Source organism: Pseudoalteromonas sp. McH1-7 (genome assembly GCF_013366255.1).
Taxonomy (GTDB): domain Bacteria; phylum Pseudomonadota; class Gammaproteobacteria; order Enterobacterales; family Alteromonadaceae; genus Pseudoalteromonas; species Pseudoalteromonas peptidolytica.
Genome location: NZ_JABWPQ010000029.1, coordinates 37,457 through 50,260 on the forward strand (window position 1 = coordinate 37,457; position 12,804 = coordinate 50,260).

9 protein-coding genes are annotated in these 12,804 nt (G+C 43.7%); 8 read left to right on the forward strand and 1 reads right to left on the reverse strand.

Annotation, left to right across the window (positions count from 1 at the left end):
• Position 1 precedes the first annotated feature (1 nt).
• The gene (locus HUZ36_RS18305) at positions 2–1,501 is read left to right on the forward strand and encodes an MFS transporter (protein ID WP_176033630.1); all 1,500 of its coding nucleotides are present in this window, start codon (positions 2–4) and stop codon (positions 1,499–1,501) included.
• A 10-nt stretch (positions 1,502–1,511) separates the two neighbouring features.
• Entirely contained in the window at positions 1,512–3,908 is a 2,397-nt protein-coding gene (locus HUZ36_RS18310) for a glycoside hydrolase family 15 protein (RefSeq protein WP_176033631.1), read from the forward strand.
• Positions 3,909–3,962: 54 nt separating this feature from the next.
• Here the strand turns inward: HUZ36_RS18310 and HUZ36_RS18315 are convergent, their stop codons facing one another.
• Complete coding sequence (locus HUZ36_RS18315) at positions 3,963–4,982, reverse strand: LacI family DNA-binding transcriptional regulator (RefSeq protein ID WP_128730164.1); 1,020 nt, start codon at positions 4,980–4,982, stop codon at positions 3,963–3,965.
• Between the two features lie 316 nt (positions 4,983–5,298).
• Between HUZ36_RS18315 and glk the strand changes: the two genes are divergently transcribed.
• From glk to adk, 6 genes are all read left to right on the forward strand, one after another.
• Positions 5,299–6,306, forward strand: a complete 1,008-nt coding sequence (gene glk / locus HUZ36_RS18320) for a glucokinase (protein WP_128730162.1) — start codon at positions 5,299–5,301, stop codon at positions 6,304–6,306.
• 4 nt (positions 6,307–6,310) lie between these two features.
• A complete protein-coding gene (locus HUZ36_RS18325) occupies positions 6,311–7,330 on the forward strand; it encodes a LacI family DNA-binding transcriptional regulator (protein ID WP_125253207.1) in 1,020 nt (339 codons plus the stop codon).
• Between the two features lie 693 nt (positions 7,331–8,023).
• Positions 8,024–9,877: a phosphogluconate dehydratase gene (gene edd, locus HUZ36_RS18330; RefSeq protein WP_176033632.1), complete on the forward strand. Its 1,854-nt coding sequence runs from the start codon at positions 8,024–8,026 to the stop codon at positions 9,875–9,877.
• 23 nt (positions 9,878–9,900) lie between these two features.
• Positions 9,901–10,521, forward strand: a complete 621-nt coding sequence (locus tag HUZ36_RS18335; RefSeq protein ID WP_125253205.1) for a bifunctional 4-hydroxy-2-oxoglutarate aldolase/2-dehydro-3-deoxy-phosphogluconate aldolase — start codon at positions 9,901–9,903, stop codon at positions 10,519–10,521.
• A 17-nt stretch (positions 10,522–10,538) separates the two neighbouring features.
• Positions 10,539–11,543 carry a type I glyceraldehyde-3-phosphate dehydrogenase gene (gene gap, locus HUZ36_RS18340; RefSeq protein ID WP_128732661.1) on the forward strand — a complete coding sequence of 335 codons (1,005 nt, stop codon included), beginning with the start codon at positions 10,539–10,541 and terminating at the stop codon, positions 11,541–11,543.
• 167 nt (positions 11,544–11,710) lie between these two features.
• A complete protein-coding gene (gene adk / locus HUZ36_RS18345) occupies positions 11,711–12,355 on the forward strand; it encodes an adenylate kinase (RefSeq protein ID WP_125253203.1) in 645 nt (214 codons plus the stop codon).
• Positions 12,356–12,804 lie beyond the last annotated feature (449 nt).

Consider the following 12,804-nt stretch of genomic DNA (forward strand, 5'->3'; position numbering starts at 1 on the left):
TATGCAACAAGAACAACAAAAACCACAACTCAGTTTTTGGCAGATATGGAACATGTGCTTTGGCTTTCTAGGGATCCAATTTGGGTTTGCATTGCAAAATGGCAATGTTAGCCGGATTTTTCAAACGTTAGGTGCTCAAGTCGATGACATTCCTATTCTGTGGGTTGCTGCGCCACTAACAGGCCTTATTGTTCAACCTATTATTGGCTATTGGAGTGACAGAACTTGGGGTAAGTTGGGACGCAGGAGACCTTTCTTCCTGTGGGGCGCGATTCTCACGACGTTGTCACTGTTTATTATGCCAAATTCACCAACCCTTTGGATTGCAGCCGGTATGTTATGGATCATGGATGCGTCAATTAATGTGACAATGGAACCGTTTCGAGCGTTGGTTGGCGATAACCTAAATGAAAAGCAGCGTGCCAACGGTTATGCGATGCAAAGCTTTTTTATTGGCGTTGGAGCTGTGGTTGCGTCAGCCTTACCTTGGATGATGACCAATTGGTTTGATGTCAGTAATACAGCACCAGCAGGACAAATTCCTGAATCGGTAAAATATGCTTTTTATTGGGGTGGGGCGATCTTATTCGTTACGGTGATGTGGACTATTGTCAACACAAAGGAATATAGCCCAGAGCAATTAGCTGCATTTGAAAAAGCGCAAGCTCATCAGCCGCAAATAAGCACCGCAAATGTACAGGTCAACTTTTTAAAAGGCGCTGTAATAGCGGGTGGTTTTGGTGGTTGTGTGTTACTTGCTGTGGCGATAATGAAGCTTGAAAAGGAGCTTTATTTATTGAGTGGCTTATTAATTGCGTTTGCCATGGTATTTGCCGTAGCTCATGTAATGCAGCGAAAGCAAAGCGTAAATAATGGCTTTTATCATGTTATTTTTGATCTATTCACGATGCCAACAACCATGCTGCAACTTGCAGTGGTGCAATTTTTTAGCTGGTTTTCTTTATTCGCGATGTGGATTTACACCACTTCCGCGGTAACGAGCTTTCATTACGGTACTTCGGATGTAACCAGCAAACTTTATAATGACGGTGCAGATTGGGTTGGAGTGCTGTTTGCGGCTTACAATGGTTTTGCGGCCATCGCTGCAATGGTGATCCCGTTTATGGTGAAGCGTATCGGGCTTAAAGGGGCGCATGCTGCAAACCTGTCACTTGGTGCTGCTGCATTAATCAGTTTTAAATTTATCGGTGACCCAACACTACTGTGGATCCCCATGGTTGGGATTGGCTTTGCTTGGGCATCAATTTTGTCACTACCTTACGCCATGCTGAGTAATGCACTTCCGAGTAGTAAAATGGGAGTATTTATGGGCATATTTAACTTTTTTATCGTTATTCCACAATTACTCGCTGCCAGTATTTTAGGACTTATTTTGCGCCACGGTTTTGACAACCAACCGATATTTGCACTGATTATTGGGGGCGTATCGCTTTTACTCGCTGCACTAGCTGTTTCAAGAGTCACGATTAAGGCTCAATAAGGAGAACAACATGATTAAGTATTCAACAATTGCACTTGCGCTTGTCAGTGCGGGTCTTATTGGTTGCGGTACTCAGCAATCAGCAATCGATTCACATTCAGCACCGGGTGCCCCCGGTGCCAAACCTTATTGGGCTTACTCAGGTAAAACAGGTATTGGCACGTCTTACGAGGCTTATCAAAGTGGGCAATATAGTGATGCAGCTTCTACCAAAGCTGTGTCAAAGGTATGGTTTTCGCTTGCTAAAGGCATGATCACAGAAACTATGTTTGGTCTTATCCACCAAGCGCAAATTAAAGACATGCAGTTTATCATTGTTGGTGATGGGTTTGTGGTTAAAGAATCGGATACAGATAGCTTGGATGTGACCATAGATTACCTGCACAAGGATGATAGTGGCCGTCCACTGTCTCTCGCCTACAAAGTGGTCAGCAAAGATAAGCAAGATCGCTTTACGCTTGAAAAGCATATTTTTACAGACCCTGAAAGGCAAACGTTATTTGTTAGAGCAAAGGTGGATAGTAAGTTAAAGGCTGTTAAGGCGTTTGTGAACGTTAATCCTTACGTCAATAACAATGGTTTAAATGACTTTGCAAAAGTAACAGATCAAGGGCTGTTAGCGTGGGAGGGTGATAATTATTTATCGTTGCAAAGCAAAACGGGGTTTGTTGAAGCTTCTGTTGGCTTTACAGGCACCAGCGATAATTTATCAATGCTGGAGTCTACAGGTAAGTTAGCTCAAGCTTATACCACCACAGGGGAAACGTCAGGGAATGTGAACTGGCTGGCAAATTTAGGCACTATTAGCGGTAGTAATACCTTTGATTTAACCTTGAGCTTTGGTCACTCAGCGCAAAAAAGTTTTGCCGAAGGCGCAGCTTCTCTAGCTAAAGGGTATGGGCAAGTATTGGCAGATTATAATGGTGAAGGAGAGGCGATAGGGTGGCAAGACTATATCACCAGCCTTAAACCACTTAACTCAATGACCGCTAACACAACAGATAATGGCAAGCTCTTGTATACCAGTGCACTTGTATTAAAAGCACAAGAAGATAAAACCCATGCAGGCGCCTTGATCGCATCATTATCTAACCCGTGGGGAGATACAGTGCCTGCAGAGCAAGGCCATACGGGTTATAAAGCAGTATGGGTACGCGATTTTTACCAAGTGGCAATGGCATTTTTAGCGATGGGTGATGAGCAAACAGCACTAACTGCATTTGAATATTTAGAAAAAGTCCAAGTCACGGATAAAACACCAGGTAACCAAGGTGATACGGGGTGGTTCTTGCAAAAGACCCATGTTGATGGTGAACTTGAGTGGGTGGGCGTACAGCTTGATCAAACTGCAATGCCAATTATGCTAGCATGGAAACTGTGGCAAGCAGGTGTCCTAAGTGATGAGAAGTTGGTGTACTGGTACAACAAAATGCTCAAACCGGCTGCCAACTTTTTGGTTGAAGGGGGACTGGCGAAAATACTATGGAATGACACACAAATCATGCCTCCAGCAACTCAGCAAGAGCGTTGGGAAGAGCAAAATGGTTACTCCCCATCAACTACGGCTGCCATCATTTCAGGCTTAGTCACAGCAAGTGACATTGCTAAGTTAGCTGGTGACAAAGCTGGAGAAGAAAAGTTTCTAGCAACAGCACAGCAGTATAATCGTGAAGTTGAAGCCTTAATGTTCACCACCGAAGGTAACTTACAGAGTAAGCAAAGTGATGGGCGTTATTTCTTCCGAATTGGTCAGGATAAAGACCCGAACTCGAGTACACCATTAAACGCAAATAATGGCCGTCAAGGTATGGATAAGAAACAGATCATTGATGGTGGCTTTTTGGAGCTTGTGCGTTATGGGGTAAGGGCGGCAGATGCGCCAAGTATTGTAGCAACAATGCCTGAATATGATGATGAAACGATTGCAGAAAACTTGAGAGTAAAATACAGCTTTAAATTTGATGGCGATGTGAATAGCTACCCGGGTTATCGCCGCTATGGTAATGATGGCTATGGCGAAGATGAAAAGCGCGGAACAAATTATGCTGAAGGCGGACAAAATACTGATGGTCAGCGCGGTCGGGTATGGCCGTTTTTCACCGGTGAACGGGGTCATTATGACATTGCATTAGCACTGCTAGACGGTGAACTGAGTATCGATGAGCAGAGCAAAATAAAAAATACTTATGTTAAAGCGATGGAGCATTTTGCTAATGAGGGCATGATGTTACCAGAGCAAGTATGGGATGGCGTGGGTCAGAATACCTTTGAATATACGCTCGGTGAAGGAACTAATTCAGCGACACCACTAGCTTGGACACACGCAGAATACGTAAAGTTGGTTCGTTCACTACAAGAAAAACAAGTGTGGGATCACTACCCAATTGTAGATAATAAATTGCAATAACGAATACAAGCGATAAAAATGCCAAGGTTTACCTCGGCATTTTTATCGCGACTGTTACCGTGAAGACTGTCTGATAATCAGTTTAGGTGGCAGTAGTGTATCGGCTACTTGTTCTCCTCTGATCAGCCGAAGTAAATTATCAACCAGCATTTGACCTGCCAGCGTGGTATTTTGCTGTACTGTTGTCAAAGATGGAGAGACATAACCGGCCGCAGCTATGTTGTCGAAACCAACAACATGTACGTCGTGCGGTACGCGGATCCCAGCTTCTTGTAGCGCTTTGATAGCGCCAATTGCAATAAGATCACTGGCGGCAAAAAGCGCATTGAATGTCACGTTATTGGCAATAAGTGAGCGGGTCGCATGGTAACCTGAGTCTTCTGTGGAGATGGCATTGGCTATTTTACGATCGCTGACTTCGATCGCCTTTTGCTTGAGAGTATCTCTAAAGCCCTTAAAGCGAGCGAAAAATTCAGGACTATGATCCGAAGCATCGCCAATAAACGCACAATCAGTCCTAACCATTTCAATTAAATGCTTAGCGGCCAATGCACCACCGCCATAATTGTCGCAGCTCACTGTTAGATCAGGGCGATCATCAACAGATGCGCCCCAACAGACGAATTTAGTGTGATTGTCGAGTAGGGTTTGTAATTTCGATTGGTAGTCGATGTAATCACCGTAACCCAGTAAAATAAGGCCATCAGCGCGATGACTATCTTCATAGTCAGCGTGCCAATCACTGCTGGTGGATTGAAACGAGACTAATAAATCGTAACCTTCTTTTGCACATGCGCGAGTAATACTGCCCAGCATACTTAAAAAGAAAGGATTGATCTGTGATTCATCCTCCGTTGGGTCTTCAAATAGTAATAGTGCAAGTGTGCTACTTTGTTGGGTACGCAGGTTACTGGCGTTTTTATCGACTTTATAATTTAGCTTTTTTGCAATCTCATGGACACGGCGGCGTGTTTCTTCGTTAACCAACGGGCTATTTCTTAAGGCGCGTGACACGGTAGATTGTGATACGCCTGCATAGTGGGCAATATCAAATGAAGTTGCTTTACCTTTCATGTTTTTCTCAACGCTTTGGACTGTGACATTGTCAGCCATTGAGAATTTTTTTCAACCAATTTAAGAGAATTTGCAAATTTTTATTGATACAGTCTGACACCGGTGTCATAATGTCGGTGTTTTATCATTTTGTTGTCAAAACGTATTTAGCTGCCCTATGCCAAGGGCAGCATTTTTTTACCAATTAATTCAATTTAGGTAAGAGCAAAAGCCAAGGCGTGCAAATTTTGGCTAGCTGAGACAATAAATTGCAGGACGTGTGCTGGCAGCCCTGATGTTAGCCCAAGCATAATCGCAGTGATAAAGAGATAATAATATGAGCCAGACAACAAGCCATTCATCCGTGCCGTTTGAACCGATTGTCGTTGCCGACATCGGGGGAACAAATGCTAGATTTGCTATAGTGTCAGATTTCGACACACAAACTAATCGTTTTTCAATCACTCACCAAGTTACTTTTCCAAGTGCTGAATTCCAATCTTTTGAAGCCGCTATCCAAAAATATTTAACTGAGTTACCCATCCCACAACCACGCCGAGCGTGTTTAGCGGTTGCAGGTCCTATTAAGTCTCAGCAAGTACACCTAACTAATCTTGGTTGGCATTTTAATTCTGAAGACATTCAATCACAGTTTGACTTTTATGAACTGGCGGTTATAAACGACTTCGCCGCGTTTGCGTATGCTTCACCATATTTAGCATTAGAGAAAAACCTTGTAATTAAACAAGGCCAGCCAGAGTTAGGGGCAAATATTGGGGTGATGGGACCCGGAACTGGTTTTGGGGCTGCGTGTCTTGCGCGAGATATTAACGGCAGTGCAGTGATGAGCTGTGAAGCTGGGCATATTTCACTTGCACCGGTGACCGCTTTAGATAAAGAATTATTGACCGTCCTTCGTGCCAGCATTCAGCATGTCTCTGTTGAGACTGTATTTTCTGGCCCCGGTATCGCGAGACTTTACAAAGCCATGGCGCAAGTGCGTGGTGAGCAAGCAAAAGACTTAAACGCTGCGCAAGTCAGTGCTCTTGCCAAAGAATGTAAAGTGTGTGACGCGACGCTTACACATTTTTGCGACTGGATGGGCAGTGTAGCAGGCGACTTAGCGCTGACTTTTGGTGCTTTAGGTGGCGTTTATATTGGCGGTGGGATATTGCCTCGCATGCAGACTAGATTGCAAGCAAGTAGCTTTGTTGAGCGCTTTACTGAAAAAGGCATGATGTCGCAGTATACCAGCCAAATTCCAGTAACTTTGGTGGTGCAGGATAATATTCCACTAATTGGTGCTGCGGCTTGTATTCACGAGCGACGAGGATCGTTAAGGTAGGCCAATGAAAAAAGTAACTATCAATAGCGTTGCTGAGTATGCTGGAGTGTCAAAAAAGACAGTTTCTCGGGTTCTGAACAACGAACCTAATGTCAGTCCGGCAACTCGCGAAAAAGTGCTAAAAGTTTTTGAAGAATTAAATTATAAACCAAATCCAATCGCGCGGGGTCTGGCACAAAACCGCAGCTTTATTATTGGTTGCCTCTACGATAATCCATCAAAGAGTTACATCACGCGCGTGCAAAGTGGTGCGCTTGAGGCATGTCAAAAACACAGTTACAACTTATTGATCCACCCATGTGAACTGCGTGGTCAAGACCTTATTGATAACGTTGAGCAGTTACTGACGACTTCAAGATTAGATGGAATTGTACTTACCCCACCATTTTCAGACTCCAAAGAGCTGATAGCTTTTTTAAAGCAGCGAAAAATTCCGTATGCACGTGTCGCGTCGGCAATTGAAGGAGATGACTCCATTTCGATTAGAAGTAACGATGAACAGGGCGCGTTTGAACTTACAGAGCACTTGATTAAGTTAGGTCACACCGAAATAGCATTTATCAAAGGTCACCCAGATCACAGTGCCACAGAAAATCGTTTTTCCGGTTATCAGCGCGCGATCGCAAAGCATGGTATAGATTTTCAGCCGCGTTTAGTCGCAGAAGGTAACTTCAGTTACCATTCGGGTGCAGACAGCGCAAAAGCGATTTTAGATCTAGACCCTAGGCCGACAGCTGTTTTTGCTTCAAATGACTATATGGCGGCTGCCGTTTTAAAGTTGGCTACGCAACGTGAAATTAAAGTGCCGCAACAGTTGTCTATTGCAGGCTTTGATAATGCGCCGATCGCTCGGCATATTTGGCCTGGACTAACGACCATTGCACAGCCTGTCGAAGAGATGACACGTATTGCAGTAGAGGAGTTAATAAAGCATATTTCGCAGCCGCAAGAAACGCCATTTCAACATGTACTTGAAGCTAAACTCATTACTCGAGAGTCGACCCAAGCGCGCTCGAACTCATAACATTTTCAATTTTTATACTTGCCCCAAAGCCCAATGCTTAGTCATTGGGCTTTTTATTTTCGCTGTTCTTAGGAAAAATGTTAAATACAGCGCGTTCAAGTAATCCTCAGGTTTGTATCGCATTAATGAAGCTTGTTGACCCATCAGTTATACCAATTTGACTTAATACTTGCTCAATTTGAAGGAGTAAATCTGACGCTAACAGCGTTAAAAATTTCTCATTTAGAACAACTAAATAGCAAAATTTTTGCCTCGTTATCGACAAGATTTTCTCGCCTCAAAATAGACCACTTAATTAAGCAAATTGGTATTAAGCTGCATATCGTCATGCTAAGGCCAATTGAGAATTTAACTCTACAATAGTGATTATGATCAGACATTAGAATAATTATTTTTGTCATAATAATTAACAATAAAATCAAACAACAAACGATTCTTGTTACACAGATATCAGTTGAATTTCTAATGGTTATAATTTGGTCATTTTAAAAAGTTAGACTAAATTTATAAGAAAGGTTGACACCGGTGTCAGCTTTGTGAGTAAATATAGTGACACCGGTGTCAGGTTGGGGTGAGAGACAACCTGATAGCGTACCTTTGAACGGGTAAATCAAAGCAGCTCTGTACAAGGATTGCCACGAATGCTGGTAATCGTGCAGAGCCTTTTTCCTCTAACACTAGAGAGTCAGTATTATGTTGCATCCACGAATTCAGGAAGTCACCGAACGCGTCATTGAGCGAAGCAAAGCAACACGTCAAGCCTATTTAGCTCGAATCCAACAAGCAAAAAAACAAACGCGCGTACGAGCAGGACTGGGCTGTGGAAATCTAGCACACGTGATGGCTGCATGTTCAAGCAGTGACAAAGCACGTCTGAAAGAAGACGAACAACCAAATTTAGCAATTATTAATTCGTACAATGACATGCTGTCGGCGCACGAACCATATAAAGAATATCCAGATTTAATTAAAGCAGTGGCAAATAAGTTTGATGCGACTGCACAAGTGGCAGGTGGTGTACCTGCGATGTGTGACGGGGTGACACAAGGCCGCGATGGTATGGAACTGTCTTTGTTCTCTCGCGACGTAATTGCCATGTCAACAGCGGTGGCATTATCGCATGATGTTTTCGATGGAGTTTTCTGTCTTGGCGTATGCGACAAAATCGTCCCAGGATTATTAATCGGCGCGTTATCTTTTGGTCATTTACCTATTTTCTTTTTGCCAGCAGGCCCAATGCAGTCGGGGATCCCAAATAAAGAAAAAGCTCGTATTCGTCAAAAGTTCGCTCAAGGTCTAGTAAGTCGGGATGAGCTACTAGAAGCCGAAAGTGCTTCCTATCACAGTGCTGGTACTTGTACTTTTTATGGCACAGCAAATTCTAACCAGATGCTAATGGAGATCATGGGTCTTCATTTACCTGGTAGTTCGTTTATCAACCCATACACTGAGCTAAGAGATGGCCTAACAGCGAGTGCAGTTGAGACCATGTTGGCGCAACTGCTCGATGGAAAAAGTGGCAATGTACTTGCGGACATCGTGAGTGAAAAAACCGTTATTAATGGTTTAGTTGGTCTATTGTCTACTGGTGGTTCAACTAACCATGCTATCCACTTGGTGGCGATGGCAAAAGCGGCAGGTGTGCAAATTACCTGGAAGGATATGGCCGACTTGTCTGAAGTGGTGCCGTTATTAACGCGTATTTATCCAAACGGGCATGCAGATGTAAACCATTTCCAAGCAGCAGGGGGGATGGGCTTCTTGATGCGTGAATTGAGAGATGGCGGCTTCTTACACAATGACGTCAAAACAATTGTGGGCGAAGGACTTGATGCTTACACCATGGAACCATTGCTGGATATTAACAGCAATGTGATCATTAGCGATAACCAAGGGCCTGCTAAAGTGAAGTGGGTACCAGTGCCTGAGAATTCGCTAGATGAAGAAGTGCTTCGTCCAGTCGCAAATCCATTTAATAAGCAAGGTGGCTTGCAATTACTCAGTGGTAATTTGGGTAAAGCGGTGATTAAAGTATCTGCGGTACAAGAGCAGCATCAAACTGTGACGGCGCCAGCAAAGGTATTCAGTTCTCAAGGTGAATTACAAGAAGCCTTTGCTGCTGGCAAGCTTAACCAAGATTTTATTGCCGTGATTAAAGAACAAGGCCCTAAAGCGAAAGGTATGCCTGAACTTCATAAACTGACACCAGTGATGGCTACACTACAAGACCAAGGCTTTAAAGTGGCAATTGTCACCGATGGTCGTATGTCTGGTGCTTCGGGTAAAGTACCAGCAGCAATACACCTTGCGCCTGAAGCGGTTGAAGGTGGTGCAATTGCTAAAGTGCACGAAGGTGATTTGATCACTCTAAATGCACCTAAAGGCGAATTAGTGCTACACGTCTCTGATGAAGAAATGGCACAGCGTGAATTACAGCTATCACGACAGTCACAGACATTTGGTACAGGCCGAGAGCTATTTTCAGGATTTAGACACATAGTGAGTAGTGCAGATCAAGGCGCATGCTCATTTGGCATCGAAGAATAATAACAGTGGGAATGAGGGTGAGCATGAGTATTAAAGAGATATTGTCAGCAGCACCAGTGGTTCCGGTTATCGTTATTGATAACCTAGAAGACGCGGTACCGCTTGCTAGGGCATTGTTTAATGGTGGCTTGCGAGCGCTTGAAGTTACACTTCGCACACCGGTGGCAGCGCAAGCGGTGAAAGACATTAAAGCGGCTTTACCAGAGGCCTATGTCGGTACTGGCACGGTAGTGGATAAAGCAACTTTCAATGCTTCTGTAGAAGCCGGCGCTGATTTTATGGTCAGCCCTGGCGTAAATGACGAATTATTGGAACTGGCAAAGTCTTCAAGTATTCCATTCCTTCCAGGTGCCGCAACGCCAAGTGAGGTGATGAAACTTGCAAGTCATGGTTTTGAATTCTTGAAATTTTTCCCAGCAGAAGCTGCAGGTGGTGCACCAATGCTTAAGTCTATTGGCGGACCAATTCCACAAGTAAAATTCTGTCCAACGGGTGGTATTTCGTTGGCAACTGCACCTAAGTATTTAGCACTCGACAATGTGGTATGTGTGGGCGGTACTTGGATGCTTGATAAAGCGCTTATCGCAAACAAAGACTGGCAAGCCATTGAAGCGCTTGCAAAACAAGCAAGTGAAGTAAAATAGATTAGGGGACAGTTATCATGATTAATATCGCAATTAATGGCTATGGACGTATAGGTCGTAATGTACTTCGCGCACTATACGAGTCAGGTCAGAATAAAGACATTAAAGTTGTTGCCATTAACGATCTTGCACCTGCAAATGTAAATGCGCATCTAACTCAGTTTGACTCAGTACATGGCCGCTTTCAAGAGCAAGTCGTACTGAATGATAATACACTGGTTATTGGTGGAGATGAAATTACGCTAACGCAAGAGCGTGATCCTGCAAACTTACCATGGAAAACACTGGATGTTGACGTCGTGCTTGAATGTACGGGGTTGTTTACTTCTCGCGAAGCCGCTGCAAAGCACATTGAAGCGGGCGCTAAGAAAGTGATCGTTTCTGCACCGGGTACTGATATGGACGCAACGGTTGTTCATGGCGTTAACAGTGAAGTACTTAATGCTGAGTCAACGATTATTTCTAACGCATCTTGCACCACAAACTGTCTTGCGCCTATTGCAAAAGTGTTAAACGACACTATTGGAATTGAGCAAGGTAGCATGACGACTATTCATGCTTACACGAACGACCAGAACTTATCTGACGTATACCACAAAGATTTGTACCGCGCTCGAAGTGCAACACAATCGATGATCCCAACAAAAACAGGCGCAGCAAAAGCAGTAGGCCTTGTGCTGCCTGAGCTGGCGGGTAAACTAGACGGCATGGCGGTTCGCGTGCCAACTATCAATGTATCGCTAGTTGATTTAACTTTTGTTGCGAAGCGCGAGACGTCAAAAGAAGAGGTCAACGCGGCAATTAAAGCAGCTGCTGAGGGCGTAATGAGTGAAATCCTAGAGTACAATGAGCTACCTCTGGTTTCGATCGATTTTAATCATAACCCAGCTTCTTCGGTATTTGACTCAACGCAAACCAAAGTTGATGGCAAACTTGTAAAAGTGATGGCTTGGTATGATAACGAGTGGGGTTTCTCTTGCCGCATGTTAGACCAAGTGAAGGCACTAGGTACATTCTTATAATCAGGATTAATTTCTGACCAAAAGCTCTGTTAATCGCAGAGCTTTTTTGTTTTTACGAGAAAAATGACCATTCTGCCTTATCAATTGGTATAAGTCCCTTGAGGATTGGCAGCGTATATGGAAAAATTCACACACAAATACCAATAACTCCAAACGAGGATTTAATTATGCGCATCATCTTGCTAGGCGCACCGGGTGCAGGTAAAGGTACTCAAGCTCAATTTTTAATGGACAAGTATGGGATCCCTCAGATCTCTACAGGTGACATGTTACGTGCCGCAATTAAAGAGGGAACACCACTGGGTCTTGAAGCGAAAAAAGTCATGGATGCCGGTCAATTGGTGTCTGATGAAATTATTATCGGCTTAGTCAAAGAGCGCATTGCTAAAGAAGATTGTGCAAACGGCTTCTTGCTTGACGGTTTTCCACGTACTATCCCACAAGCTGATGCAATGAAAGAAAATGGCATCAATGTAGACCATGTCATCGAGTTTGACGTTGCGGATGAGATCATTGTTGAGCGTATGAGTGGTCGTCGTGTACACCCAGGTTCTGGCCGTGTTTACCACATTGTTTACAATCCGCCTAAAGTTGAAGGCAAAGACGATGTGACAGGTGAAGACCTTATCATCCGTGATGACGATACAGAAGAAACAGTACGTAAACGCCTAGCAATTTATCACGAGCAAACTAAGCCACTTGTAGATTACTACAGCGCTGAAGCGGACGCCGGTAACACGCAGTATCACAAACTTGATGGTACTCAAGCTGTTGATGCGGTCAGCAAGCAGCTTGGTGAGCTTTTAGGCTAAAGTTTACAAATCGAAATAAAAAGGAGCTAATTTTAGCTCCTTTTTTAGTATATTAACCTCGCAACAAAAAGAATATTTAAGTCTCCTAAAAAGGTAAAAGTTTCACTCTACATGCCCAAGCTCCAGTTCTAGCGAGCAGTTTGCTAGCAAATCCAGACTGGCCTAGCAATTTCCATAGATTAGCAGGTGTTACGGTACAATTGCTTCCTCTCAGCTAGATATAGTGAAGGTTTTCAGCAGTAATAGTTGGTTAAGTTTGGATCCTGGTGATCCACACCTTCACAAGGTGTTGTATTCATCCAGAGAGATTTTTTAATTAAAGTAGTTGTTGAAAGCTTAAAAAAAGCTGTATGCAGTATACCTTAGAGCAACTAGCGGATAGGGGCTCAGGTCGTTTACTCGTCACCTGAGTAACAAGTCTTTCTAACGCAAATTCATACTTTCCGTAT